This window comes from Methanohalophilus sp. DAL1 (assembly GCF_001683555.1).
Classification (GTDB): domain Archaea; phylum Halobacteriota; class Methanosarcinia; order Methanosarcinales; family Methanosarcinaceae; genus Methanohalophilus; species Methanohalophilus euhalobius.
In genome coordinates, this window is the sequence record NZ_MAFX01000022.1 from 74,733 (window position 1) to 100,379 (window position 25,647).

The window sequence follows — 25,647 nt, forward strand, 5'->3', positions numbered from 1 at the left end:
TTTATCTGACAAAGTATCATTTGCGTGCAAGGGAATAATCTGCCATTATTTCCAGATATTCCTGATCATATTCAAGAAGTACAGATTGGAACATTGCAATATGAAGTTTTTCTTCCCTGGCAATATCCAGAAGCACCGTACGTAGATTATCATCATTTGTCAGGCCAGCCATCTGTTCATAGATATTGACCGCATCGAATTCTGCGATTATAGCTGCCCTTAATACCTCTTTATCTATATCTTCTGAATCTAGTTCTTCAAGTATTGCAGGAATTTCCGATAACAACTTTCAACCCCCATGAAAGAGAAGTGCTCATTTTATAAATAATACAAGGAAACACAGGAAACAGCAAAATGGAAGCAGGAAAATGAAAAAATGACACCCCCCTTATAGGGGTGTATCAAATCTTAGTTCTGCTTGATGTATTCTATCATCCGGGGTGTCAAAAGCGGTGCAATCTGTGGGAGCATGTTGGGCATCAGATTCTCCATCGCTTTTGGCATCAGGTCCGGGAGCTGTTCTTCCATGTAATCGGGCATCTGGACATGACGGGTAACTGCTTCAAGCATATCCGGCATGACCTTCGGCATCAGGGAAGGCAGAAGCATCGGCATCATTTTGGGCATCATCGGTGCCATTAGTTTATCCATACCCGGTACATACTTGACCGTTTTCATCATTCCCCTCATATACGAAGGCATGGCCTCCATCATCTGTGGCATCAATTCCATCATCAGATTGGTCATGTTCTCAGGTTTCATAAGATAGATCATCTGCTCAAAGGCAGCCCAACCCACCAGAGCATCATTTGTAGTATCAGCAATATCATACCCCATACTACGGGCCACGGTTGCACCCAGGTCCTGCACATCCACAGGGATATTGCTCTTCTGTGCAGACACACGCAGCTGCACCTGACAACATGGGCAGGCGGCAAGCATAATATCCGCACCCACGGCTTCGGCTTCTTTCAGCCGCACACCACCAATTATATTGGCAACGTCAGGCTCGCTCACCAGGGTCAATACTGAACCACAGCAATGTCCGTTTTCCCTGTTGTGCTCCATCTCACGGAAGTCAACACCGGGAATGGCTTTTGCAAGCTTTCTGGGTGGCTCATAGATACCTCCGGCACGCCCCATGTGACAGGCATCATGGATAGTAACGGTCTTTTCAAGTGGAACCTTGAGTTTGGGTTCAAGTACATCCATCCTTTCAGCAAGTACTTCGGAATAGTGCTTGACTTCAAAATCATAATCAATTCCCAGTTTTTCGGCCCACTGGCGGTAATAGGTATGCCACACGAACCAGCATGCTGGACAGGAAGTAATTACAGTTTTTACACCTTTTTTCTTCATATTGCCCACATTCATTTTCATGATGTTTTCGAAAACATCCCACTTCCCGGCTGCAAGCATCGGAATACCACAGCAGGATTCTTCCTTGCCCAGAATAGTATAATCAATTCCGGCATCCGAAAGCATGCGAGCAGAAGCTTCTGCGATATCTTTTTCCACAAAAGAAGCCGTACAGCCAGCAAAATAGGCATAATCTGCCTTTTCCTTGATTTTGGGTTTGAGGTCCTCAGGAACCCACTCATCCCTGCCCTGACGGTATTCCGCCCAGATATTGCGTTCCTTGTTCAGACTCTGAGCCATGATCTCAAATGGCGGGAAGGTCATCTTACCACGCTGCTGAACAAGATTTTCCCTCAGGCGCAACCATGAATTCTCAATGGGAAGATCCAGCTGGCACCGTACATCACACAATTCACAGGTAGTACATGCAAGGAAAGTATCTGTCTGTTCCTGATTAATCTCATCCCTTCCGGCCAGGTATTCCTTGATAAAGAACCATTTACCCCTGGGGGATTGAGATTCCCATCCACGCCCGTAATACTGATCACATTCGTTTACACAATAGCCGCACTGTGCACAGGTATAAGCGTGGGAAATTATGTCACCAGGAATGTTTTTCTGATCTTTGAAATCAGTCTTATCCACTCCTGACATGTTACCCACAAAGCGCATCAGAGGTTCCATTTTACCTGCCATTGAAATAGCAGAAGTGAATAATCCCCTGCCGGTAAATGTCTCAGGATTCATGATATCTGAGGGGTCAAGCTCCTTTTTGATATCCATCAATTGTTTGAGCATCTCACCGTAAACTTTTTCAGCCTGACCCGCGAAATAGAGACCCGAAGCATACATCCTGCCTCCGTTATCTTCAGCGATCCTGATGATACTGAGAGCCAGGGTGAATGCCATATTGAACTTGAAAGACCTCTCCGAATGAGGAATGAAACAGAGGAGTACGACTTCGCCATCCCGCGAAACCGTCCCTTCGATCAATACAGGCAGCGAAATTTTTTCGTTAATCTCATTGATTACCGTACTGACCTTGTCCTGTGGCACTACTACCTCTGCCGGAATAAAAGAAGGTCCAAGCCTTTTGACTTTCATCGTCCGGAACCATTCACCAGTTTCATGTTTTGAAATTTGCTCAGGAAGGATGGAACCACCGGCTTCTTTGATGGCATCTTCAAGACCACCCACATCCCTGTTATCCGGATAGAAAAAATTACAGATATAAGCTTCAGGTAAATCGACATCATCCAGCACAATGGGTTCACCATGGTGCAATTTTTGAGGAGCACGATTTTTCATGTCAGCAAAACCCGGATTAATAAATGATATGGACCAGAGCGCAATGTTGCGCTCATCAATCAACTGCAGAGCCTTTTGTAGAGCATCAGGATTCTCAAAACTTGCAGAAAATGCTTTTGTTTGTCTGTGTGGTCGTATCTTGAGGGTGACCTGTGTAATAATACCAAGCACACCCAAATTGCCTGCAATCTTTTGCAGATCATTTCCTTCGAACTCACGCACCTTACCCTCGGGAGTTACCAGTCGTGCGGAAAGCATTGTTTCCTGTGACCAACCGTACTCATAACTTCCATAACCCAGACCGTTCTGCCCAAGCCAGCCGCCAACGGTTGCTGCCGGTGCACTTGAAGGCAGGGCACAGACAGAAAGATCAACATGATTCAGTTTGGATTCCAGTTTTTCCCAGACGATTCCCGCCCCGACTGTTGCTGTCAGTTTTTCCCTATCAATATCATAAATCTGGTTTAACCTGCCGACATCAGCAATGATTCCTCCCTTTGTAGGAATCACACCCCCATAACCGGATGTAGCTCCAGCCCTGGGAACTACAGGTACTGAATAGCGGGAAGCAAAATCCATCAAATTGACAACATCATCCTCATCCCTGAGTTTAACAATCGCAGCAGGTTTTGCTTTTCCAAGGAGTCTCTTTGCCATGGAAGGCAAAGCTCCTACATCATGGTTATAGAAATGACGTTCCCTGCGACTTAAATTGACCCTTTCCCCGAAAAGATCGGAAAGTTCCTTTTTCTGCTGTTCTGAAAACTCAAAGATTTGTTGTGACATAAATACCCTCCATTGATAATTATGAACTATATACTATATAAAGTAAACATGGTATATAATGGTTGTGGGTACACCATACAAAACCTGTGTTTCGTTTCTTGTTCTGTAGCATTAAAAAATACAAAAAATACTCATGAATAATACGCAACAAATATTTATAGAATTAACTGCTACGAAAATGAATAATAATAGCACTTAATATGAGATTATGAACAATTATTAATTACTACAAATTTGAAGATGATTGTATGCATAGAACAAAAATATTACTCACACTGGCAATATTAGGAATTATTCTAGTATCCTGTGGATGCATGGATTCTTCTGAACCACAAAATAAAGGAAATGAAGGGAATAATGAAACGCTCACCATAACAGATTCTTATGGAAGACAAGTAGTGATAAACGATAACATCGAGCATACTATTTGTGTGGGACCGGGCGCATTACGATACCTGTGTTATCTTGGAGAACAGGACACAGTTGTCGGAGTGGAGGACATTGAACAATGGGAGGAATCCATCGATTCTCCTGAAAGACCATACAGGATCGCAAACCCCCAGTTCGCAGATTCTGAAAAATATCCCTATATTGGCGCTTTCAGGGGTAAGTATGATGCAGAATCCATTCTGACTCTTAACCCGGCTCCTGATGTTATATTCTATACATATTCCAGTGCTGAGGATGCGGATAAATTATCTTCTGATGTCGGAATACCGGTAGTTGGCCTGAATTATGGCAATACCGGGGATGAAAACATGAAACAATCCCTCCAGATCATGGGCAAGATAATGGACAAGGAACAAAGAGCCAACGAAGTAATAACTTTCTTTGAAGAAGAAATTGCAGAACTCAATGAGAGAACTAAGGATAAAGAAACTCCCACTGCATATATAGCAGGAATTAATTCCCGAGGGTCACACGGCATTCTTTCCACACAGCCGGATTATCCCCCTTTTGAATATGTTAATGTCAACAATGTCGCTTCCGGCGTTTCAAAAACCGGAGATTGGGAAGGCTACCAGATAGGAGATGATGCCCTTTTTAAATGGGATTCCAATCCGGGTATCGATTACATTTTCGTTGATCTGGGTACCTATGAATTTTCGGAGAATGGGAATACCCATACAAATGAAAAGTACGGCATTAGTTCTTTTGCAACCGGCGGGGTTTATGCTGAACTGGATGCGGCTAAAAACGATGAAATTTATGGAGTTATGCCTTACAACTGGTACACAACAAATCACGGAAATGTGCTTGCAGATGCATGGTATGTAGGAAAAGTTGTCTATCCTTCAGAATTCCAGGACGTAAGCCCTCAGGAAAAAGCAAATGAGATCTATTCATTCCTCTATGCAGAATCGCCTGTAAATGAGGATATCTACGAAACTATGACCGACAACTTCGGCCATGAGTTTGGACAGATTTCCTTTGAATAATACTATCAGGGGATTACATGGAATATTACTGCAAAAAAGATGAGGATGAAGTGGGGACACTTCCTGAAAAATACCGAAGTTACATTGACAGGAAGACCTCTTTTATTCTCCTTTCAGTATTGTTGACCGGAGGAATATTCCTGTATTCTCTTTCAGTGGGGAATGCCGACCTTACAATCTCTGACATAACTCGCACGATACTTGGAATGCCAGCTGAATTAACACATTCCAAATCAATTATCTGGAACTTGAGAATACCACGGGCTGTTGCTGCAATAATTGCAGGTGTCGCCCTTTCGATATCAGGGGTTGTATTGCAGTCCATCCTGCGCAACCCTCTTGGATCACCCTACACACTGGGAATTTCCCATGCAGCAGCTTTTGGAGCCACCCTTTCAATTCTGGCAGGTACACGCAACTGGCTGCCTATAGTTGACCTTCCTTATATGACAACAATTTCAGCTTTTGCCTTTTCCCTGATATCAACTTTAACAATCCTGGCAATTGCAAAATACAAAAATGCAACCCCGGAAGTGCTCATACTTGTTGGAGTGGCATTGAGTTCGTTGCTTACGGCTGCAACAATGCTGTTACAGTTTTTTGCAGATGACTCAGAACTACCGGAAATAGTGTTCTGGACCTTCGGAGATCTTGGAAGAGCTTACTGGGAAAGTATCTACATAATGGAATTTATCACACTGCTAGCTTCAGCCTATTTCTTCTATAATCGCTGGAACTATAATGCGATTGATGCAGGAGATGAGGTCGCCAGGGGACTGGGAGTGAATGTTGACAGAGTGCGCCTGACAGGAATGCTGGTGGCATCACTGGCAACTGCAGCAGCTGTGTCTTTTCTTGGAATAATAGGATTTGTCGGGCTGGTGTGCCCGCATATCGCCCGCCGGTTTGTAGGAGATGACCAGCGCTTCCTGATACCTTCTGCCTGTATTGTAGGCGCGGTTCTTCTGCTTGCTTCTGACGTTGCAGCACGCCTGATAATTGCACCCTATGTACTCCCTGTAGGAATAATTACTGCATTCATGGGGGCACCTTTGTTCCTGTATCTGCTTATCCGGGGGTATAGCCACTAATGCTAAAAATAAGAGAACTTCAGTTTGACTATAAAAAAAGAGAAGTACTCAAGGAAATTGAATTTGACCTCAACCCCGGAGAAGTACTGACAATTCTGGGACCTAATGGTGTAGGGAAAACCACATTGCTTCGCTGTATCAACACAATTCTTACTCCAAAATCCGGAAGTATAATTGTAGAAGGGGAAAATGTTCTGGAACTTCCCCGAATAGAAATCGCAAAAATGCTCGGCTATGTTCCCCAGAATACAGAACCCAGTCGTCTGACAGCATTTGATGCGATATTACTGGGGAGGAAACCTCACATCGAATGGGGTATGAAAGAAAAAGACATGAAAATTACCCGTCAGGTAATATCGGACATGGGGATGGAAGAGCTTGCATTGCGCTACATTGATGAGATGAGCGGCGGTGAATTGCAAAAAGTAAGCCTTGCCCGTGCATTGGTGCAACAGCCCCGAATACTCCTGCTGGATGAACCCACAAGCAGCCTGGACCTGAAAAACCAGCTGGGTATCCTGAATACTGTTGTAGAGGTTGCCAGGAAAGAACACGTTTCAGCAGTAATAACCATGCATGATATTAATCTGGCAATTCGATATTCCGATCGTTATGTCCTTATTAAAGATGGGGAAGTGTTTGCACACGGCAAGGAAGAAGTAATCACACCTGAAAATATCGAAGCTGTTTATGGGGTAAAAGTGACCATTGGTGAGGTGAGCGGCTATAAGATGGTAGTTCCTGTGGAGTGATAGGAAGCGGCTATTATTCATAAAGAATATCATGGGTACGCCTGTACTGCTAACCCAAACATAATTATAATTAAAAGCAATCTGTAGTTCCATTAAAACCAATCATCTGAAATTATAGTCACAAAAGGAGAATATCAATGGCCATCCATCCCATAGAATACCGGTACGGAACCGAGGAAATGAAACATGTCTGGAGTGAGGAAAACCGCCTGGTATGTATCATGAAAGCAGAGGCAGCCCTTGCAAAAGCAGAAGCTGATGTGGGATTAATCCCTGAAGACGCCGCTAAGATAATAGAACAAAGTATTGAAAATGTGGAACTCAAAAGGGTCAAAGAAATCGAAGATGAGATCCATCATGACATGATGGCAGTTGTGCTTGCCATCTCCGAAAAATGTGAGGAAGATGCCAGTAAATGGGTACATTTCGGTGCAACATCAAACGATATGCTGGATACGGCTACAGGTCTCCAGATGAAAGATGCCATTGAAGTAATGGAACCAAAAATCAGACAACTACTGGAAGTGCTCCTGCGTCAGGCTGAAAAACACAAAGAAACTGTATGTGCGGGCAGAACCCACGGACAGATCGGCGTACCAACAACATACGGCCTGCGTTTTGCAATCTGGGCAGCCGAGATTGGCAGGCATATAGAGAGACTTGAACAGCTCAAGCCCAGGGTAGAAGTAGGCCAGATGACCGGGGCTGTAGGTACCCAGGCTGCTTTTGGTGAGAAGGGTATTGAAATCCAGAAAAAAGCGATGGAATATCTTGGGATCACAGGTGTGGATGTCTCCAACCAGATTATCCAGAGGGACCGTCATGCGGAATTTGTTATGTGGATGGCAAATGTCGTAACAACACTGGATAAAATTGGTGTTGAATTACGAACACTGCAGAGAAGTGAACTTGCAGAAGTCGAGGAAAGTTTCGGCAAAAAACAGGTAGGCTCCTCTACGATGCCTCATAAACGCAACCCAATCAAATCCGAACAGATATGCGGGCTTGCAAGAATTGTACGCTCCATGATTGAACCTGAACTTATGAATAATACACTATGGGATGAGAGGGATCTTACAAACTCTTCATGTGAAAGGGTTGTTTTCCCTGAAACATGTGTGCTAACCGACCACATCCTGAAACTCGGAATCCATGTGACCGATAACCTGCACTTTTATCCGGAAAACATCAAGCGTAACCTTGAATTGCTCAAAGGACTTAATATGGGCGAGGCGGTCATGATAGAACTTGCAAAAAGAGGTGTCGGCAGACAGGAAGCCCATGAGATAGTACGTACAGCTGCCATGCAGGCCCACGAAAGCGGAAAACACCTGCGTGAAACTTTGCTTGCAAATAAAGATGTATCCGGCTATCTTAATGGAGAGGATGTCGAGAAACTTGTTGATCCTTACCGATATACCGGTACCGCAGTTAAGCAAGTTGAAATTACAGTTGAAAAGTTAAGAAAACAATACCTGTGAGGGATTTAATGGAAATTGAAGACGCAGTAAAGTTCCACGGCCATCTTTGTCCCGGATTATCTCTGGGGTTCAGGGCTGCAAAAGCAGCAGAGGAACATTTTAAAAACATTAGGGCAGAGGATGAAGAGCTCGTGTGCATAGTTGAAAACAAGTCATGTTCTGTGGATGCCATACAGGTGGTCAATGGATGCACCTTCGGGAAAGGTAATCTGATATACCGTGATTTCGGCAAACATGTGTACACTTTCTTCAATCGGGGAGACGATAAAGCTCTGCGGCTCGTGGTGAAACCTGATGGGATGAAAAATGATGAAGAACATCAGAACCTGTTTCCAAAGATCAGGGAAGGCAGTGCTACAGAAGAGGAAGAAAAAAGGTTTAAGCAAAAACATGAAGAAAAATCCCATGAAGTCCTGAACATGCCTCTTGAAGAGCTGTTCAAAATTGAGGAAATCGAAATAAAACCGCCTGAAAAGGCAGTTATTTTCCAGACCCTCATCTGCAGTGAATGTGGCGAAGGAATGATGGAAAGCCGGGCAAGAGTTATGAACGGCAACTTTTACTGCCTTCCATGTTTTGAAAAATATGATATATGAAGGAATCAGCGATCAAGCTCTTCCTTCTCTTTTTCATTCCTTAGTATTTTGCATAGTGTTTTCTTATATTCTACCTGGGTTTTAAACCTGGCCACATCAGGAGTGGGCTCCCTGCCTTCCTGATGTGACATGATGCCCCCCAGATATTCGAGGTCATTCTTGATATTCTTGCAACGGATTTTTCTTACCATATAAATACACCCCCGGTAAGGCCGGTAACCAGTATTTTGGTCATGTAAATTCTTTCCTGAAAGAAAATAAACCTTGTGCCCGAGTTCTCAGGAGAGAATGTTTTTCAAAAATTCACCGGTATAGGAACCTTCGACCTTTGCCACATTTTCAGGAACCCCTTCTGCAACAACAAGTCCTCCACCTTCTCCACCTTCAGGACCAAGGTCAATAATCCAATCTGCAACCTTGATAACATCCAGATTGTGCTCTATTACAATTACTGTATTTCCTCCCTCAACGAGGCGCTGAAGCACTTCAAGTAACTTCCTGACATCATCAAAATGCAACCCTGTGGTTGGTTCATCAAGAATATAGACCGTTTTACCGGTAGAGCGTTTACTCAACTCAGTAGCAAGTTTGACACGCTGGGCTTCCCCACCGGAAAGCGTGGTGGAAGACTGACCGAGTTTGATGTAGCCCAGACCAACGTCAAAAAGCGTCTGTAACTTACGTTTTATTTTTGGAATGTTTGCAAAAAAACCAAGAGCCTCTTCCACTGTCATATCCAGTACATCGGCTATGCTTTTATCCTTGTAAGTTACCTCAAGGGTTTCCCTGTTGTACCGTTTGCCATGACAGACTTCACAGGGCACATAAACATCGGGCAAAAAGTGCATTTCAATAGTGATTATTCCCTCCCCGCCACAGGTCTCACAACGGCCTCCACGTACATTGAAACTGAAACGACCCGGTTTATAGCCGCGGGATTTGGAAAGTTTTGTCTGGGCAAATAATTCACGTATGGGTGTGAAGAGATTGGTATAGGTAGCCGGATTGGATCTGGGAGTCCTGCCTATGGGAGACTGATCTATTGTAATTACCTTGTCAACATTTTCAAGACCTTCGATAGCGGAATATTTTCCTGTTCTCTCCCTGGCACGATTGAGTTTGCGGGCTAACACTTTATTCAGGGTTTCATTGATAAGTGTACTTTTACCTGACCCTGAAACCCCGGTTACACATATCATTACTGAGAGAGGAAATTCCACATCGATTTCCTTGAGATTGTTTTCAGCAGCACCAATCAGTTTAATGAAACCCTCAGGAGTACGCCGTTCCGAGGGCACCGGAATCTCCAGTTCCCTTTTGAGATATCTCCCCGTGAGAGAATCCGGGTTTTGCATAATTTCCACAGGAGTTCCCTCCGCTACCAGGTCTCCACCATGAATACCGGCACCTGGTCCCATATCCACAACATGATCGGCACTCATTATTGTTTCTTCATCATGCTCCACAACAATAACGGTGTTACCGATATCACGTAAGTGTTTGAGAGTGTTGATAAGCCTGAGATTATCCCGCTGATGCAAACCAATACTCGGTTCATCCAGAATGTACAGTACCCCCATCAAACTGGAGCCTATCTGAGTGGCAAGACGGATACGCTGGGCTTCCCCTCCGGAAAGAGTGGATGCTGAACGACTCAATGTTAGATAATCAAGACCCACATCAACCAAAAAACCCAGTCTGGATTTAATTTCTTTCAATATCAGGCGGGCTATGGTAAATTCCCGCTGGTCCAAGCTAAGTTCCAGTTTCTCGAAGAAGTGGAGACAATCCTCAATAGACATGTGAGTTGTCCGGATTATATTGAACCCGTCTATGAAAACAGACAGACTGGCTGGCTTGAGCCTTTCACCTTCACAGGCCGGACATGGTTTGGTGCTTATATACCGTTTTAGCCGGTCCTTGGTATTTTCTGAATCTGTACGATTGTATATCTTGGAAATGGTAGCAATAACACCTTTAAAACGACTATTGCGTTTCCAGACACCTCCACCTTTACCGGTATGGACCATCGGGACTTTGGTGGCCGTGCCATAGAGGATCATATTCTGATACTGTGGCTCCAGATCTTCAAAAGGAGCATCCATAGAAAATCCGAAATGATCAGCAAGAGATTGGAGAGACTGCATGTAATAGCCATCTTTTCTCGTACCCCACGGTTCAACTGCTCCTTCATTGAGAGACAGGGATCTGTCAGGGATTATCAGGTCCGGATCGAATTCCATGGAAGTTCCCAGGCCATGACATACATCACATGCTCCCTGGGGGCTGTTAAAGGAAAACATGGCAGGTTCCAGCTCTTCAAATCCAGTTCCACAGTGTGGACAGGCAAGTTTTTCGCTGAATACGAATTCATCGCCATCCACAACATCAGCTATAACAATCCCGCCGCTTCTGGCAAGGGCCTGTTCCACAGAATCAGAGAGACGCTCTTCTATTCCTTCTTTGATGGAAAGCCTGTCAACCACAATTTCAATATTATGTTTATTGTAGCGCCCCAGTTCCAGGGAATCAGCTTCATCGAGCCGGATAATCTCCCCATCCACACGTGCACGGGAATAACCATCAGACCGGATATCAGCGAGAAGTTTCCTGTATTCACCTTTACGCTCCCGGACAACAGGCGCCAGGATATGAAGTTTGCTTTTTGCAGGGAATTTCATTATGTTGTCCACAATCTGGTCAACACTCTGGGGTTCGATGGCACGCCCACAATCCGGACAGTGGCGAGCCCCTATACGGGCAAACAGCAATCTCAGGTAGTCGTATATCTCGGTAACGGTACCCACGGTGGAGCGGGGATTCTTGCTGGTGGTCTTCTGTTCGATTGAAATAGCAGGAGAAAGCCCTTCAATGTATTCCACATTGGGTTTTTCCATCTGGCCCAGGAATTGCCGGGCATATGATGAAAGCGATTCAACATAGCGACGCTGGCCTTCAGCATAGATCGTATCAAAAGCAAGAGATGACTTGCCCGAGCCACTTAAACCCGTGATCACGATTAATTTATCCCTGGGCAACACTACATCAATATTTTTTAAATTGTGCTCTTTGGCACCCTTTATCATTATATTTTTGAGAGACATGTGTCCTGAAAGATTAAAAGGATTGTTTTAAGTTGGTTTGGGGAAGAGAATATTGTCTGGAAGGATTAAAGGTTTGCTATCAGACATTGTGAATCAATGTGACAACCTAAAAGTAAAATAAAATATATTACCAATTAATTTATATAATATGCACTTAGTAAATTATACCCACATAAGGCAAAGGAGTTTCATGAATGACAACAAAATTAACTATGTGTACATTCTGTTACTGTGTACTGGAAGTATAAAGATGAATCTAAAACACCTCCTTTGTTTCGCCACCCTGATATTATTTTTTATTGCAAGCCCCTGTAATGCAGACGAGAATACATTTGCAATTGAAAATTCCACACACAATTTTGCTCCTTACTGGTCCCCTGATGGAACATATATCGCCTATTCTTCAAGCACAGGTAATTCACTGGAAAATCTAAGTGCCTGCTTATCAAAAGCAGATGGAACAGATAAAGAAAAATTAACTTCTGGAAATGAAAGCGGAGGTTTTTTCTTTGACCCCTGGTCTCCTGAAGGAAATTTGTTACTCTATATATCAAATCTGACAGGAAATTATGAATTATGGACGATGCATCCAGACGGTTCTGGCAAAAGAAAATAACTGAAGGAGCCTTTCTGGAAAACTACCTGCTGGGCTTGAGGGGTTGGGAAGCCGACTGGAGTCCTGACGGCTCTAAAATTGTTTATGTATCTGCAGCTTCTGAAAACGGTGATATATGGGATATGGTAGAAAAAGAAGATGGGACAAAACAAAGAATGTTGAATAAATCAAATATCTGCAAGGACTCAGATATATGGATAATTAACTCCGATGGTAGCGAAAATACTAAACTCACTGATAGCAATGGCCCCTATCTTGAACCACAATGGCAACCAGAAGGGGACCTCATTGCTTACGTTTCGAATAATCCGGAAACTGAAGGTATCTGGATTATGGAAACTGACGGTTCAGGAAAATCCCGCATTTTCAAAGGAAAAGCATATGACATTGCCTGGTCACCGGATGGTGCTGAAATTGCATATGTTAGAGCAGGTAATAATCACACTACAAGCCTGTGGGTTATGAATGCTGATGGTAGCAATCAAAGAAAAATAACCAACAATTCGGGATACTTCAAGGCCTATTCATTTCCTGCATGGTCGCCTGACGCAGATAAAATCGTATTTAATTACGGAGATATCGGAGAATACGGAATATGGATAACTGACCATAAAGGAAATGAAAAACTGCAAGTCGGGAGAGGTTTTATGCCACAATGGTCACCGGAAGGAAATAAAATTGCATGTACATCAACAAAAAACAAAAGACGTTCGATTTCAATGATAGAACTAGATGAAAAAAGCCTTCCCGATAGTACTAAGATGGCGGAAAAATCACCTTCATTCGGGCTTTTGGAAAGCATAATTATACTGTCTGCACGTTTCATCATGCATAAAAAATAAGACCACCAAATTACTGGTGGTCTTTGCTTGCAAAGTATATCATGTACAGGGCTGCCAAACCTACAATAATGTAGACTACCCGTGCTATTGCGCTATATCCAAAGATAAGTTCTACCAGGTTATAGTCCTGTGATATACCAAACAATCCCCAATTCAAACCTCCAATTACTACAAGAGCAATTGCTATCCAGTCTAATTCTGTTTTCTCGGTCATACTTTTACCCTCACTCAAAAACCTATTTCGTATAGGCACATGAATAGTACATTAAAAACTATTACAACTTCTTCATTCATAATTAATAGAAGTTATGATATAATTCTCAAATCAAAAATGTTAATAGTATGTTAACCTTTCAATAAACAAAAGATAAACATATTTTAAAATAACTAAATCACAGATACCCATAAAGTAAAAATACCAAATCCTCAAACAAAAGTAAATGTAAGGGTATATAGCAAAGATTACCGTACAGGCAAACATATCCCCATAAAAATTGAAACAACTCCTCTTTTAAATTAATGGCATATGTTATGACAGGAAATTACATCATGCATAAATGGTTCGATAATACAGATTGAGAACAATATCACAATATTACGACAGTCAAAGATTTAAGTAGATATAAATATATTGTCGCACAACTATAGTGGAAGAAAATATGGAAATTATAACCTGGATTCTACTTTTATTTTTTGTCAGTCAATCGGCAATGTTTTCCGGCCTTACCATTGGACTTTTTGGATTGAGCAGGCTGGTATTGGAAACTGAAGCCGAATCTGGCAATAAGGATGCAAGAAAAATACTAGATATCCGAAGGGATTCCAACTTTCTTTTAACAACTTTATTATGGGGAAACGTTGCCGTAAATGTTCTTATTGCCCTGCTTACAGGTTCAATAATGGGTGGTACTGCTGCATTTGTATTCTCCACTGTAATAATAACCTGTTTTGGTGAGATTATGCCCCAGGCATATTTCACCAGAAATGCCCTGAAAGCCGGAGCATATTTAACTCCATTAGTCAAGATGTATCAATTGATCCTTTATCCTTTTGCAAAACCTTCGGCAATAATGCTTGACTGGTGGCTGGGAAAAGAAGAAATAATGTTCTTCAAAGAGAGGTCCCTTAAAAAAGTCCTCCAGAGACACATACAATCCGCAAGATCTGATATCGGAAGTGTGGAGGGACAGGGAGCTCTTAATTTTTTGACAATGGATGATACAAAGATCACAAAGGAAGGCAACCCAATTGACCCAAAAAGTATCATTTCCCTTCCTATAAAAAACAGGAAACCGGTGTTCCCGGAATTTAAACAAACCCTTGAAGATCCTTTCCTCAAAAAAATCAGCGAATCCGGTAAGAAATGGATTATTATCACGGATCCAGAGGGGAATCCCATACGTACACTTAACAGTGATGACCTTTTGAGAGATTTAGCCTACGGCAACATAACCCTTGATCCTGAAGATTATTGTCACAGGCCGGTTATCGTAATGTCACCAAAAACCAGGCTAGAAGAAGTAATTCCAAAACTAAGGATGTATCCTGAGCATGATAAAGGAGATATTATTGACCAGGACGTGATAATCTACTGGACAGATGAAGAAAAAAGAATCCTGACGGGATCAGACATTCTTTCCAGACTTCTCAGAGGAGTTGTAAGAAGAGTGGAGACAACATTCTGAGAAACTATCTCTTTTTAAAGATAACAAGCAGGCTAAATTATGGATCCATCGGATATTATGAAAAATGACAGGTCACACAAATATGACTCCCAATCAAAAGAAAGACACATACCTTCTATAGAGGTTCTAAAAAATTATGGCAACAGCGGCAAGGATTACATCCATGTTGTAGTCGGGGAAAATGTGAAACATCCGAATTCGCTGCAGCATCAAATTCAATGGATAGAATTGTATGCACGCACTAAAATGCAGAATACAATCCAGATCGGACGAGTCAACTTCGCCCCGGGAACTTCACCTGATGCATTATTCAGACTAATATATTTTGGCAAATACAGAGAGTTCTGCGCCCTTGCATACTGCAATGTTCACGGATTATGGCAAAATTGTATTGAAATAAGAGAAGAACTCCGTTTAACTGCCGGATGCCGTCGAGAAAAATGTTTGCAGGAAGGATTCGGAGTCTAAAATTTAATTACAATGACACCATAAGTTTCATTCATTTACACTTTCAAATATCTGGTCGTATTTCCGGGTCCAGTGCAGTTGCGAACCACCGGCAATAAACATCGAGACTGCAACTGCTTCAGCGATCTCATCCTCGGTTGCACCATTATCTCTTGCACGGGATGCATGGATTTCTACACATTTTTCACATCTCATCAGGACCGATGAGGAAACAGCGATCAACTCTTTTGTCTTTGTGTCCAGGGCGCTATCCTTGAAAAGGGATGCACGCATGTCTGCAAATGCGTTTGCAGTTTCCGGTAATTTATCGATAAGAAATTTCATTAATTATCTCCTGATAGGATATAACGAACAAGAATATAGATAATTATTGCTACTGTAATTAATACAAGTATGTTTCCAGCTCTTTAAAGTTCAATGTCCACCTCATAAACAGATTCGATATTCTCCTTATGAACCTTCCAGAAAACTTCTTCCCCGTAGGTTTCAACAAGCTTCATGGTTCGCCGGGGAATGGTTTTTGGACCAAGTACTGCACCGGGACGTTGCGGATCATCAATATAATCCGTCTCCATCATGAAACGACTACCCTGCTTAAGGGCTTCTTCAATTGCTCCTTTGCCGGCAAGTACACCAGGATAAAGGCCTATCCTTTCACAGACATCCACAAGCGGAGGTGCATAATGTTTCACAACTTTTTCCAGAGGGATACCAATACTCTTTGCCCTGCTGGCAATGTCCTCCAGCTCAGGTTCTCCTACACTTTCGGTATGCAGCTGGACAGCACATCCCAGACCCTTGCCCAGGGAAAAAGCATGAGACATTATTGAATTAGAAGCCTGCCACACCTCATCAGAGACAGGATAATGAGGACGTCCGCTTTTCAATCCCACAGCAAGACCTTCGTTTACGTATTCAGATGCAATCTCCAGACCCACTTTCATAAGGGAGGTGGCATTTTCAAGTTTCATTCTTTCACATAGTTTGGTAATTTCTGCCGGATGTACGCCAAGCACCGGAAAAGCACCAATCCCAAGTTCATTGATCTGGCGGACAATATTCACAGTTTCATCAAATACAGCACGATAGTCATCGGGTTTTGTAACTTCGACCCCAAGCGTCCATGTCGGTTTGGAGACCACCATCATATGAGTTCCTCCTGCATTCTGGAATTGTTTTACAGCATCAATACCCTTTGCCCGGGGGTCAATATGTATATGCTCATCGGTAATAGGAATGTTTGGGTACATGAAAGAGAGTATGATTGCCTGCCATATAAAAATACTTAGGAAATGAAATTAACGCAATTAATCTAATAAACACCTGAATATCATCAAAAATATATAAACCATTATTATTACGGTCAACTGGGCAGATAGCATATATATGATGGAGGCATTACAGGGGCACATCTAGCCTTATAAACATAAGTAATTATAGAAGTGATTAAAATGAGTAAAACTGCAGCAGTTATTAAAGGAGACGGAGTAGGGCCGGAACTTGTCGATGCCATGCTAAAAGTAGCACAGGCAGCAGGTACGGCTGTGGAGTTTGTACCCTGTGAAGCCGGTGCCGCCTGGTGGGAGGAAAACGGAGGAAATACCCTTATTCCCGATGAGACATGGGAAATACTGGAAAGCTCCGATGCCGGTTTCAAAGGACCAACCACCACCCCCGGAGGTGCGGGTTCTCCAAAAAGTGTCGCAGTATCAATCAGACAGAAATACAATCTTTACGCAAATGTCCGACCTACAAAAACATTCCCCAACACAAACACACCCCTTGGTGATGTTGATTTTATATGCGTACGTGAAGGAACGGAAGGAATGTACATAGGTGAAGAAGTAAAACTGACGGATGATGTGTATATCGCACTGCGTAAGACCACCCGTCCGGCCTGTCGTAACATTGCAAGGTATGCCTTTGAAGAAGCAAAGAAACGTGGGTATGATACGGTCGTTCCAATCCACAAGAGCAACATTCTCAAACAGACATGTGGAACTTTCCTGGAAGAAGTCGAGAAAATAGGAAAAGAATATCCCGATATTGACATCTGGGAATACCACATCGACAATATTGCTCAGCAACTTATCAAGAACCCGCAGCTTTTCAACAAGAAAGTATTGCTTTCCACAAACCTATTCATGGATGTTATCAGTGAGGAATGCTCCGCTCTTATCGGAAGTATTGGCCTGGTATATTCCGCAAACATCGGGGACAATTATGCAATGTTCGAACCTGCACATGGCTCAGCACCAAAATATGCAGGAGAAGATAAAGTAAATCCTGTTGCAACAATTCTTGCCGGTGCCTGGATGCTTGACTATCTCGGAGAAAAAGACAATGCAAATGCTATTTTCAAAGCAACCGAAGAAGTCATTTCCGAAGGTAAGTATGTAACTTACGATATGGGCGGCAGTGCAAGACTCAGTGAAATGACAGATGCTATTGTCAGCAAAATTGAATAAAAACAGTAAATATGTATAAGGTTAATAATTACCTTATACATCCTTCTTCTTTCTTGAAAGGGGATCTGGTACATATTCACCAGAATAGGCACTTTCCCGGCTCATGTTCTTTTCTACAACTGGCTCAAACAGGAAGTATTTCTCGACATAACCCTGGATTTCCTCATCAGAGATACAGGATACACGCTTTTCATTGTCATAGAGTGCCTGGATATCCTTCTGTATGGATTTAAGCCTGGGATCTTTTTTCTCCACAGTGATTTGTACATCAAGCAATTCCCTCAGGGTTTCCTGAATCTTATACCTTAAGACCTCGGTACCTGAAGAATCACCTACAAGGAATATACGTTCTCCACCCACAACCTCAGGGGGATATGGTTCGTATGTGAAAGGATTCTTAATAGCACCGGCAGCATGTATACCTGACTCGTGAGAGAATACATTCTTACCAACCACGGCTTTATTACGAGGTACACGTATGCCGATTTCTTTTTGCATGAATTCAGAGAATTCAGTTATGACATCAAGATTATATTTATCAAAACCTTCCACCCGCTGGCCCAGGAACAAAAGCAATTTTTCCATTTCAGCATTTCCCGCCCTCTCACCTATACCCATAAAGGTTACATTGGACCAGTTGGCACCATACCAGTAAGATGCCATAGAATTTGCAAAAGCGAAACCAAAATCATCATGACAGTGGCTTTCGATGTTTTTAACACCAATCTCATCTTTGAGATATTTGGTAATTGAGGGAATACCATAGGGTTCGTCCACTCCATCAAAAGGAATCCCATAGCCGATGGTGTCGCACACCCTTATGGTACATTCCGGGTCAATTTCCATTATCTTCTCAATCATTGGATAGACAAAACCGTAATTATCAGCACGGGTCATGTCTTCCACATGAGCACGGGTAGCAAGGCCATGATCTACTGCATACTGAAGGGCTTCAAGGTACCTGTCCTCGGCAGCTTCTCTGCTGGGCAATCCCATCTTTTCCAGAATATGGACATCTGAGACAGACATCAATATACCGGTTTCATTGAGACCGCCAATCTGCAGTACCTTATCTATGTCTTCTGTTTTTGCACGTGCCCAGCCGGTCACCTCAGGGAATTCATAACCCCTGTCAAGCATGAGGTCGATGGCTTTGCGATCTCTTTCATTATAAACGAAAGTTTCCAGTTTTTCAATACCGATCTCGTGCAGATAGTCATAAATTCGAACCTTGTGGCCACTTTTTAGGACTATCCCCGGCATTTGGGCTCCATCCCGGATGGTACTATCACTGATACAAACCTCCTGATCAAGCGGAAGCTTGATTTTTGGCAGATCTCCATAATCTTTGTATACCTTCACAAAATACCTCCTTCCACACAAATATGATAACTTATACCGTATCTTAATAATTATACATTGTAAAATATTTGTATATAACCCTTAAAATGGATTTTTTATTCGTAAAAAGCACATTTAACCGATTGAATCAGATTGTATTATGATAGATTTTATCCTTAAAATGTCTTTCTTCCTACATACAAAAACAAAATAAGAAGTAACCAGCTAAACATTCCAAGAGATTACAAACTACAAAAGAACTTAATTCTATTTATAATTTGAATGAATAGTGACTTGCATGTGGAAAATGTTACTTGAAAAGTTTGAAAAACATCCTGCCCAACAAAAGGTACTGAAAATTTTATTCGAAAGAGGTTTTCAGGTAAGTAAGGATGGGAAAGTGACCTCCGGCAAGATCGATATTGCACACACCCAACTCGCAAAAGAGGCAGGTGTGGACCGTCGGGTCGTAGATGCAACTACCGACACAATACTTGAAGATGAAACCCTTCGAAACATATTCCAGAATGTGCGCTCAATTCCCTTTTTAAGGGATGTGGCTCCTGCATTGGGACTTGGAGTAATAATTATTACACCTGAAGATGCGGCAACAGTAGGTATTCTTTCAGAAGTATCTGGCGTGATTGCCGCTCATGGTATCAGTATAAGACAGGCAGTTTCAGATGATCCGTATTTTACCGACAAGGCTAAAATGACTATTATCACTGATTCAAAGATATCAGGGGATACCGTAAATGAAATCCTTAACATAAAAAGTGTAAAAGGAGTCAGTATATACTGAATTCACAGCAGGGTTTTCAAAAAAGCTACAAAAAAACCTTTTAGGTGCCTGGAATTTAATGGGTTCAGGAATTTACGCAATAATATGGAAGGATGGTCCATGTCCCCATACTTTTCAATTAATGAAAGCACATTCGGTTCTGCCAGGGATGAAAATAATTCATTGAGTTGTTCGTCTGACAAACTACCTACAAAGTCGTGAGCTTTGAGACCCATATTTAGTTCCTTTCCCAGAGACTGCTTCCAGCGAATTTCATATTCTTCCAGCCGGGATTGGGAAGTATCATTTTCAAATGCTGCCTTTGCAGCAACTTCACCTGCTATCTTTGCGCAGACAGCTCCTGTATAAACACCACCCCCTGATGTTGGTTTTACCTGACCTGCTGCATCACCGCAGATCAATACACCGTCAGAAAAAGTCCTGGCTGCAACACCTATAGGAATGCCTCCCACTACAAAATCCAGCATACCATCTACTACACGCCCTTTTTTGGAAAGTTTGTCTCTAAGTTCACAGAGATATGACAGAGAATCCTGACTGGCCAAATTATCGGTTGCAAGTCCAAATCTTGCAATACCGTCAGACAATGGAATTTCCCATGCAAAAAAACCAGGCGCACAGGTACCTAAGAAAAGTTCCACAAAATCCTGGCGAATTGTTTGCATTTGAACTTCAAACTGGATACCGGACATAATACGTGAAGGAGCCGGCAGGCCCACCATGGAAGCCACACCATGACGTACACCATCTGCACCAATAACCACAGAGGCTTCGATAACTTCAGGTTTACCTGCTCTTTGTATATGCAATCTTTTAAAACCTGAATTATTATCTATTGCAACAACCTTTGAGTTCAGGAAAATATCCACACCTTCAGAAGTTGCCAGGGATGCCAGTTTCCTGTCAAATATCTTGCGTGAGACTACAAAGGCACGGGTTTGCCCGCCATTTACAGGAAGACAGGTCCCCTCCGGAGAATGCACAAAAGCACCCCTGACACTGTTAATAACCGAAGAGTCATTGGGACTTATACCACACTCATCCATAGCCCGCACACTCAAAAGGCCTGCACACTGGACCGGACTTCCGACAGTTGCATGTTCCTCAAAAAGAGCAACCTTTGCCCCCTGTAGGGCAGCATATCTTGCGGCAACCGAACCCACGGGGCCGGCTCCCACCACGGCGACATCATAACTCATGATCACAATCACTGTTTATCCACAATAACATCAGCACCCAGAGACCTGACATCATCAAAGAAATTGGGATAGGAGATGAATATCGACTCTGCTGTGTCCACGGTTGTATCACCCGCAACCATACCGGCAATCGTAAGTGCCATTACGATACGATGGTCATGCCACCCATGCAGGTCACCTCCTTTGGGCTTACCCCCTTTTATTGTCAGTTGGTCCCGATCTTCCTTCACAGAAACACCCATCTTCTTGAGTTCTACAGCCATGGCATGTAGCCTGTCAGTTTCCTTATACCTGACATGTTCGGCGTTCTCTATCACGGTTTGTCCTTCAGCGACAGCACCCAGGACGGCTATGGTTGGCACAAGGTCCGGCGTTGCTGCAGCATCCACCCGTACACCTTTAAGGTCACGGCCATTAACCGTTACCACACCGTTTTCTTTATCCCAGGATACTCCCGCACCCATTTGCTTGAGTATCTCAATTATAGCCATATCTCCCTGTTGGGAAGGGAACATGTTCTTCACAACTACTCTGGAACCGGTCATTGCGGCAGCGGCCAGTAAATATGATGCAGAAGAAAAGTCTCCTGGAACCAGATAATCCCTTAAATCGTAATCCTGATTGGGAGGAATTATGAATTTGATGTTATGGTTATTATCTTCAAATATTTCAGCTCCGGCCTTACGCATTATTTCGAGAGTTAAATTGACATAGGGTTTTGAACGAAGCTCACCCTTTATGGAAAGAGTGGTACTCCGGCTTGTGAGCGGACATGCTATCAACAGTGCGGAGATGAATTGGGAACTGATGGACCCATCTATCTTGGCTATTGCTCCCTTCAATCCCCCTTTTACTACAAGGGGAGCACAACCATTATTCTGAGTGGATATTACTTCCGCACCCAGGTCATGCAAAACTTCAATAAGGGGACCATTTGGCCTGGTGCGCAGGGAATTGTCACCCGTTAGAATCGATACACCGTTCACAAGGGATGCCACAGCAGTCATGAAACGCAATGTTGTACCCGAATTACCCACATCAATCACATCTTCAGGAATGTGAGGTTTGCCCTTAACTCCCTCAATAAAGAGGTCCCCTTTTTCCTCATTAATCTGTGCACCAAGCATTCTACATGCACGGATCGTAGCCTTTGTGTCTTCCGAAATAAGTGGCCTGCGAACAACACACTTCTCAGAAAGGGAACCTATAGTGATTGCCCTGTGCGTGTAACTTTTTGACGGAGGTGCAAAAACTTCACCCTCCACACTGGTACGACTGATTTTTACCCTCATTTAGCACACTCCTGTAACAATCTTTTCAATACGATCCCAGTCATGTTCATAGATATGTGCAGATACACTGATAGTTGTAATAGTACCTGTTTCATAACCGGCATTCTGTGCCACATATTTTAGAAGCTGTGAAAGACCGTAAAGATTTGCAGGATAAGCTCCTGCAAAATCATGACTGCGAAAAAGAGTGGTCATATGAACCCGATTGTTCCGGACTTTGAAATCATCGAGGATCATACATGGCACTTCATCAACTTCAGTATCAATGTAGGGTATCCATGTTACAGCAGTTGCCCTGCGAGTGGTATTACTGTTTTTGAGTTTATCGATTACATAGGAGACCTGGTCCACTCGTCCATCCCAGTTCCGTAATCGCTGCCCATAAGTATATTCGAAGTCCTGGGGATTTTCCCCCGTAATCAGCTGTTTTGCATATTCGTCCAGACGCTCCTGATTCCAGGAAATGTCAGAAGGTATCTCATTGGAATAAGGATTATCGATAACAACCATCAGATTCATGAATTCCTTGATTTTGCTGCCCCTTTCATCAGTTACATTTTCCCCGTGATTCCATATTATATTGAGTCCGCGATACCATGCGTCGCTAATTGTATCGGCCTTAATTATTCTTCCTATAGGCGTATTGTGAACCATGTCAAATCCTCTCAAGCTGCAAGGAAATAGAATTTCATGAATATATAATCTTTACCTGAATAGATCCATATATAACAACCCATCGAAATCCTAATGAAACCGGGTATCAAAAGAGTATTTATGGAAAAACAGCGGATATGCTATACTATTGGTTATGGAAATAGCATTTTTAATGAATTTCTGAATAGATTACTGGACAACTCCATAAAAATCGTTGTAGATGTACATAGTTATCCACAATCACAGCGTCCGGAATTTAATGCAGAAAACCTGAAAGTTAAACTCCCAGAGAATGAAATTGTCTATTGTCACTACCCTTTGCTTGGTGGGATGGGTAAGCGTTCTTACATCGAATATATGGAAAGTGCAGACTTCAGGAAAGGGTTTGCGATCTATTATACCAGATAAACAGGAAGGCAGACAACGATACAAAGATCGCTCTTATGTGTGCAGAAAAGAATCCACGCAACTGTCATCGCAGACATATTGCAGAAAAACTTGAAAAAGAGGGGATAAAGGTGATACACCTGACCGACCCCGGGCAGGCATCCCTCCCCTTTTAATACATATTTTCCAGGCGTTTAATACGCTCTTCTGTTGTGGGATGCGTGCGGAAAAGGTTAGCAAGCGTACTTTTCCTTATCGGATTTACGATAAACATATGAGCCGTACTTTCAGATGCTTTCACATCCTTTGGATTTTGCTTGTAATTGGTTGCACCCTTCTCAAGTTTAGAAAGAGCACTTGCAAGAGCCTGGGGGTTTTTGGAAATACGGGCCCCGTCTGAATCTGCTGCAAATTCGCGGGACCGGGAAATTGCAAGGCGTATAATCGTAGCTGCAAGGGGAGCAACTATGACAAGAGCCAGGAAGCCTATGATATTATTGCCTTCACCGTCACGTCCGCCGAGTCCTCCAAATATTGCTGCCCACTGGGCCCATGTAGCAACCATGGTGATTACACCTGCAATTGTTGCGGCTATTGCACTGATCAGTGTATCCCTGTTCCTGACATGAGCAAGTTCGTGAGCCAGAACACCTTCGATCTCCTCTGAATTCAGGATATCCATAATACCTGTAGTCACTGCCACAGCAGCATGCTCAGGATTCCTGCCTGTAGCAAAAGCATTGGGCATGGATGTCTCCACAATATAAACCCGCGGCATTGGAAGACCGGCATTATAAGCAAGATTATGCACTATCCGGTACAGCTGTGGAGCTTGTGCTTCCGTAACTTCCTTTGCCTTGTACATTTTAAGCACAATCTTGTCACTATACCAGTAGGTACCGAAATTCATGAGGATAGCAAAGGCAAAAGCAACCAGCATTCCCCCTGTACCCCAGTATGAACCAACCATTACCAGCAGACCCGTGAGTGTTGCAAGTAATACTGTAGTTTTAAGCATGTTCTTCATGATATACCTCGAGCATACTTCGGATTATGTCAAAATAAGCTCATATTAGTTATGTAAGAATGAATTGTAATTCTATAAAAGTATTGCGGTCAACTCAGATTACTCCTACAATACCTACCAAAAGCAGGGCAAACAGGAACATGAATACAAGACCAAAGATAAGAAGTACATTAGCCGGATTATATTGTGCACCGTCCTCTCCATTAAATTTCGTGTCTTGCATAATCATCTCCTGATGTTGATCATGTGTTAATATATAAATCATCTTATTAATACATGCCCCTAAAAACGATAGAGGATGTTTAGATGTCCTCTACAGTAATATTGGATTCATTATCGACACCTTTAAGCATCGATTCAAGTTCTGCGAGATCATCATCCAATGACGATATTTCTTCATCGGTAATTGCTGCACCTTCCTGTGCAAGTATATCTTCCGCAGTATCTTCGGATGCAGTTTCATTTTCCACTTCCGAATCACTCTGGTCTGTACAACCCGAAACCATCAGGGATGAAAACATGATCAGGGCAAGCAACAAAGATATGAATCTTTTCATGCTATTCATTCCTCCCCGACCTCGTCATTCATTGTACTGTTTACTGAGTCTTCGTCCTCATCGATCTCCATATACTGCTCGATTTGCTCAGCTGTCAATGAGGTTCTGTTACCGATTTCGGCTATGATTTCATTCAAATCGGTAGTATTGAGGGTAAACTCATCCTCGGTTTCATTGAGCTTTATTTTAACTTCTGATTGCTCGCCCTCGATTTCCACTTCAATCTCGACGTCTTCTTCATCATAGAAATCTTCGCCTTCATCGACCTCCATATACTGCTCGATTTGCTCAGCTGTCAATGAGGTTCTGTTACCGATTTCGGCTATGATTTCATTCAAATCGGTAGTATTGAGGGTAAACTCATCCTCGGTTTCATTGAGCTTTATTTTAACT

27 protein-coding genes and 1 pseudogene are annotated in these 25,647 nt (G+C 42.8%); 13 read left to right on the forward strand and 15 right to left on the reverse strand.

Annotated elements, in window-relative coordinates:
- Positions 1-16: 16 nt before the first annotated feature.
- Complete coding sequence (locus A9957_RS05725; RefSeq protein ID WP_096712213.1) at positions 17-286, reverse strand: ferritin family protein; 270 nt, start codon at positions 284-286, stop codon at positions 17-19.
- 122 nt (positions 287-408) lie between these two features.
- Positions 409-3,453 carry an FAD-binding and (Fe-S)-binding domain-containing protein gene (locus A9957_RS05730; RefSeq protein WP_128754448.1) on the reverse strand — a complete coding sequence of 1,015 codons (3,045 nt, stop codon included), beginning with the start codon at positions 3,451-3,453 and terminating at the stop codon, positions 409-411.
- 314 nt (positions 3,454-3,767) lie between these two features.
- Between A9957_RS05730 and A9957_RS05735 the strand changes: the two genes are divergently transcribed.
- The 5 genes from A9957_RS05735 (at position 3,768) to A9957_RS05755 (ending at position 8,812) form a co-directional block, all read left to right on the forward strand.
- A complete protein-coding gene (locus A9957_RS05735; RefSeq protein WP_292343484.1) occupies positions 3,768-4,892 on the forward strand; it encodes an ABC transporter substrate-binding protein in 1,125 nt (374 codons plus the stop codon).
- A gap of 17 nt (positions 4,893-4,909) precedes the next feature.
- Entirely contained in the window at positions 4,910-5,983 is a 1,074-nt protein-coding gene (locus A9957_RS05740; protein WP_292343486.1) for an iron ABC transporter permease, read from the forward strand.
- Complete coding sequence (locus tag A9957_RS05745) at positions 5,983-6,735, forward strand: ABC transporter ATP-binding protein (RefSeq protein ID WP_128754451.1); 753 nt, start codon at positions 5,983-5,985, stop codon at positions 6,733-6,735. Before A9957_RS05740 ends, A9957_RS05745 begins: the two co-directional genes overlap by 1 nt.
- Positions 6,736-6,872: 137 nt before the next feature.
- Entirely contained in the window at positions 6,873-8,216 is a 1,344-nt protein-coding gene (gene purB / locus A9957_RS05750) for an adenylosuccinate lyase (RefSeq protein ID WP_096712208.1), read from the forward strand.
- An 8-nt stretch (positions 8,217-8,224) separates the two neighbouring features.
- Entirely contained in the window at positions 8,225-8,812 is a 588-nt protein-coding gene (locus tag A9957_RS05755) for an FmdE family protein (protein ID WP_096712207.1), read from the forward strand.
- 5 nt (positions 8,813-8,817) lie between these two features.
- Here A9957_RS05755 and A9957_RS05760 read toward each other — a convergent pair whose 3' ends face one another.
- Entirely contained in the window at positions 8,818-9,003 is a 186-nt protein-coding gene (locus A9957_RS05760) for a hypothetical protein (protein WP_096712206.1), read from the reverse strand.
- A gap of 87 nt (positions 9,004-9,090) precedes the next feature.
- On the reverse strand, positions 9,091-11,916 hold the full coding sequence (uvrA, locus tag A9957_RS05765; RefSeq protein ID WP_105460672.1) for an excinuclease ABC subunit UvrA: 2,826 nt from the start codon (positions 11,914-11,916) through the stop codon (positions 9,091-9,093).
- A 190-nt stretch (positions 11,917-12,106) separates the two neighbouring features.
- On the opposite strand from uvrA, the gene A9957_RS05770 reads away from it, so the two are divergent.
- Both A9957_RS05770 and A9957_RS05775 read left to right on the forward strand, forming a co-directional pair.
- The gene (locus A9957_RS05770) at positions 12,107-12,532 is read left to right on the forward strand and encodes a hypothetical protein (RefSeq protein ID WP_292343488.1); all 426 of its coding nucleotides are present in this window, start codon (positions 12,107-12,109) and stop codon (positions 12,530-12,532) included.
- Positions 12,493-13,374 (forward strand): hypothetical protein, encoded by an 882-nt coding sequence (locus A9957_RS05775; RefSeq protein ID WP_292343490.1) that lies wholly within the window; start codon positions 12,493-12,495, stop codon positions 13,372-13,374. The genes A9957_RS05770 and A9957_RS05775 overlap by 40 nt, the downstream gene beginning before the upstream one ends.
- 10 nt (positions 13,375-13,384) lie before the next feature.
- On the opposite strand, the gene A9957_RS05780 is transcribed toward A9957_RS05775, so the two are convergent.
- Positions 13,385-13,588 carry a DUF378 domain-containing protein gene (locus A9957_RS05780; RefSeq protein ID WP_292343492.1) on the reverse strand — a complete coding sequence of 68 codons (204 nt, stop codon included), beginning with the start codon at positions 13,586-13,588 and terminating at the stop codon, positions 13,385-13,387.
- A 445-nt stretch (positions 13,589-14,033) separates the two neighbouring features.
- Here A9957_RS05780 and A9957_RS05785 point away from each other — a divergent pair, with 445 nt between their 5' ends.
- Entirely contained in the window at positions 14,034-15,059 is a 1,026-nt protein-coding gene (locus tag A9957_RS05785; RefSeq protein ID WP_096712202.1) for a DUF21 domain-containing protein, read from the forward strand.
- Positions 15,060-15,098: 39 nt separating this feature from the next.
- The gene (locus tag A9957_RS05790) at positions 15,099-15,527 is read left to right on the forward strand and encodes a desulfoferrodoxin family protein (RefSeq protein ID WP_096712201.1); all 429 of its coding nucleotides are present in this window, start codon (positions 15,099-15,101) and stop codon (positions 15,525-15,527) included.
- Positions 15,528-15,554: 27 nt separating this feature from the next.
- Here A9957_RS05790 and A9957_RS05795 read toward each other — a convergent pair whose 3' ends face one another.
- Positions 15,555-15,851, reverse strand: a complete 297-nt coding sequence (locus A9957_RS05795) for a carboxymuconolactone decarboxylase family protein (protein WP_096712200.1) — start codon at positions 15,849-15,851, stop codon at positions 15,555-15,557.
- Between the two features lie 83 nt (positions 15,852-15,934).
- Positions 15,935-16,777 (reverse strand): TatD family hydrolase, encoded by an 843-nt coding sequence (locus A9957_RS05800; RefSeq protein ID WP_292343494.1) that lies wholly within the window; start codon positions 16,775-16,777, stop codon positions 15,935-15,937.
- 201 nt (positions 16,778-16,978) lie between these two features.
- On the opposite strand from A9957_RS05800, the gene A9957_RS05805 reads away from it, so the two are divergent.
- The gene (locus A9957_RS05805; protein ID WP_096712198.1) at positions 16,979-17,995 is read left to right on the forward strand and encodes an isocitrate/isopropylmalate dehydrogenase family protein; all 1,017 of its coding nucleotides are present in this window, start codon (positions 16,979-16,981) and stop codon (positions 17,993-17,995) included.
- Positions 17,996-18,028: 33 nt separating this feature from the next.
- Here A9957_RS05805 and A9957_RS05810 read toward each other — a convergent pair whose 3' ends face one another.
- Entirely contained in the window at positions 18,029-19,357 is a 1,329-nt protein-coding gene (locus A9957_RS05810) for an isopropylmalate synthase (RefSeq protein ID WP_096712197.1), read from the reverse strand.
- Between the two features lie 277 nt (positions 19,358-19,634).
- On the opposite strand from A9957_RS05810, the gene A9957_RS05815 reads away from it, so the two are divergent.
- Positions 19,635-20,138 carry an amino acid-binding protein gene (locus A9957_RS05815; RefSeq protein ID WP_096712196.1) on the forward strand — a complete coding sequence of 168 codons (504 nt, stop codon included), beginning with the start codon at positions 19,635-19,637 and terminating at the stop codon, positions 20,136-20,138.
- 2 nt (positions 20,139-20,140) lie between these two features.
- On the opposite strand, the gene A9957_RS05820 is transcribed toward A9957_RS05815, so the two are convergent.
- Genes A9957_RS05820 through A9957_RS05830 form a run of 3 tightly spaced genes read right to left on the reverse strand, consistent with a single transcriptional unit; the run spans position 20,141 to position 23,283 of the window.
- Positions 20,141-21,337, reverse strand: coding sequence for an NAD(P)/FAD-dependent oxidoreductase (locus tag A9957_RS05820; protein WP_096712280.1), 1,197 nt, complete (start codon positions 21,335-21,337; stop codon positions 20,141-20,143).
- An 8-nt stretch (positions 21,338-21,345) separates the two neighbouring features.
- Positions 21,346-22,629: a 3-phosphoshikimate 1-carboxyvinyltransferase gene (aroA, locus tag A9957_RS05825; protein ID WP_096712195.1), complete on the reverse strand. Its 1,284-nt coding sequence runs from the start codon at positions 22,627-22,629 to the stop codon at positions 21,346-21,348.
- On the reverse strand, positions 22,630-23,283 hold the full coding sequence (locus tag A9957_RS05830; RefSeq protein WP_292343497.1) for a thymidylate synthase: 654 nt from the start codon (positions 23,281-23,283) through the stop codon (positions 22,630-22,632).
- 120 nt (positions 23,284-23,403) lie between these two features.
- Between A9957_RS05830 and A9957_RS05835 the strand changes: the two are divergent.
- Together A9957_RS05835 and A9957_RS05840 are read left to right on the forward strand one after the other, a co-directional pair.
- Positions 23,404-23,723, forward strand: a pseudogene (locus A9957_RS05835) (DUF488 family protein); the annotation flags it as partial.
- Between the two features lie 3 nt (positions 23,724-23,726).
- Positions 23,727-23,846 carry a DUF488 domain-containing protein gene (locus A9957_RS05840; protein WP_241645959.1) on the forward strand — a complete coding sequence of 40 codons (120 nt, stop codon included), beginning with the start codon at positions 23,727-23,729 and terminating at the stop codon, positions 23,844-23,846.
- Here the strand turns inward: A9957_RS05840 and htpX are convergent.
- The 4 genes from htpX to A9957_RS05860 form a co-directional block, all read right to left on the reverse strand.
- Positions 23,843-24,697 carry a zinc metalloprotease HtpX gene (htpX, locus tag A9957_RS05845; protein ID WP_096712191.1) on the reverse strand — a complete coding sequence of 285 codons (855 nt, stop codon included), beginning with the start codon at positions 24,695-24,697 and terminating at the stop codon, positions 23,843-23,845. The two genes, A9957_RS05840 and htpX, sit on opposite strands and share 4 nt — an antisense overlap.
- 94 nt (positions 24,698-24,791) lie before the next feature.
- Positions 24,792-24,920: a hypothetical protein gene (locus A9957_RS05850; RefSeq protein WP_292343498.1), complete on the reverse strand. Its 129-nt coding sequence runs from the start codon at positions 24,918-24,920 to the stop codon at positions 24,792-24,794.
- A gap of 79 nt (positions 24,921-24,999) precedes the next feature.
- Positions 25,000-25,254 carry a hypothetical protein gene (locus tag A9957_RS05855; protein ID WP_105460677.1) on the reverse strand — a complete coding sequence of 85 codons (255 nt, stop codon included), beginning with the start codon at positions 25,252-25,254 and terminating at the stop codon, positions 25,000-25,002.
- A gap of 5 nt (positions 25,255-25,259) precedes the next feature.
- On the reverse strand, positions 25,260-25,647 hold a 388-nt coding region (locus A9957_RS05860), incomplete at its 5' end, for a hypothetical protein (protein ID WP_292343499.1).

Excerpts from the sequence above, each read along its gene's own strand:
- A9957_RS05850 (WP_292343498.1), bottom strand. The coding sequence starts at position 24,920 with ATGCAAGACACGAAATTTAATGGAGAGGACGGTGCACAATATAATCCG.
- A9957_RS05740 (WP_292343486.1), top strand. The coding sequence starts at position 4,910 with ATGGAATATTACTGCAAAAAAGATGAGGATGAAGTGGGGACACTTCCT.
- A9957_RS05770 (WP_292343488.1), top strand. The coding sequence starts at position 12,107 with ATGAATGACAACAAAATTAACTATGTGTACATTCTGTTACTGTGTACT.
- uvrA (WP_105460672.1), bottom strand. The coding sequence starts at position 11,916 with ATGTCTCTCAAAAATATAATGATAAAGGGTGCCAAAGAGCACAATTTA.
- A9957_RS05780 (WP_292343492.1), bottom strand. The coding sequence starts at position 13,588 with ATGACCGAGAAAACAGAATTAGACTGGATAGCAATTGCTCTTGTAGTA.
- A9957_RS05815 (WP_096712196.1), top strand. The coding sequence starts at position 19,635 with ATGTGGAAAATGTTACTTGAAAAGTTTGAAAAACATCCTGCCCAACAA.
- aroA (WP_096712195.1), bottom strand. The coding sequence starts at position 22,629 with ATGAGGGTAAAAATCAGTCGTACCAGTGTGGAGGGTGAAGTTTTTGCA.
- A9957_RS05755 (WP_096712207.1), top strand. The coding sequence starts at position 8,225 with ATGGAAATTGAAGACGCAGTAAAGTTCCACGGCCATCTTTGTCCCGGA.
- A9957_RS05855 (WP_105460677.1), bottom strand. The coding sequence starts at position 25,254 with ATGAAAAGATTCATATCTTTGTTGCTTGCCCTGATCATGTTTTCATCC.
- A9957_RS05840 (WP_241645959.1), top strand. The coding sequence starts at position 23,727 with ATGTGTGCAGAAAAGAATCCACGCAACTGTCATCGCAGACATATTGCA.
- A9957_RS05785 (WP_096712202.1), top strand. The coding sequence starts at position 14,034 with ATGGAAATTATAACCTGGATTCTACTTTTATTTTTTGTCAGTCAATCG.
- A9957_RS05790 (WP_096712201.1), top strand. The coding sequence starts at position 15,099 with ATGGATCCATCGGATATTATGAAAAATGACAGGTCACACAAATATGAC.
- A9957_RS05730 (WP_128754448.1), bottom strand. The coding sequence starts at position 3,453 with ATGTCACAACAAATCTTTGAGTTTTCAGAACAGCAGAAAAAGGAACTT.
- purB (WP_096712208.1), top strand. The coding sequence starts at position 6,873 with ATGGCCATCCATCCCATAGAATACCGGTACGGAACCGAGGAAATGAAA.
- A9957_RS05830 (WP_292343497.1), bottom strand. The coding sequence starts at position 23,283 with ATGGTTCACAATACGCCTATAGGAAGAATAATTAAGGCCGATACAATT.
- A9957_RS05775 (WP_292343490.1), top strand. The coding sequence starts at position 12,493 with ATGGACGATGCATCCAGACGGTTCTGGCAAAAGAAAATAACTGAAGGA.
- A9957_RS05760 (WP_096712206.1), bottom strand. The coding sequence starts at position 9,003 with ATGGTAAGAAAAATCCGTTGCAAGAATATCAAGAATGACCTCGAATAT.
- A9957_RS05735 (WP_292343484.1), top strand. The coding sequence starts at position 3,768 with ATGGATTCTTCTGAACCACAAAATAAAGGAAATGAAGGGAATAATGAA.
- A9957_RS05805 (WP_096712198.1), top strand. The coding sequence starts at position 16,979 with ATGAGTAAAACTGCAGCAGTTATTAAAGGAGACGGAGTAGGGCCGGAA.
- A9957_RS05800 (WP_292343494.1), bottom strand. The coding sequence starts at position 16,777 with ATGTACCCAAACATTCCTATTACCGATGAGCATATACATATTGACCCC.
- A9957_RS05820 (WP_096712280.1), bottom strand. The coding sequence starts at position 21,337 with ATGAGTTATGATGTCGCCGTGGTGGGAGCCGGCCCCGTGGGTTCGGTT.
- htpX (WP_096712191.1), bottom strand. The coding sequence starts at position 24,697 with ATGAAGAACATGCTTAAAACTACAGTATTACTTGCAACACTCACGGGT.
- A9957_RS05745 (WP_128754451.1), top strand. The coding sequence starts at position 5,983 with ATGCTAAAAATAAGAGAACTTCAGTTTGACTATAAAAAAAGAGAAGTA.
- A9957_RS05795 (WP_096712200.1), bottom strand. The coding sequence starts at position 15,851 with ATGAAATTTCTTATCGATAAATTACCGGAAACTGCAAACGCATTTGCA.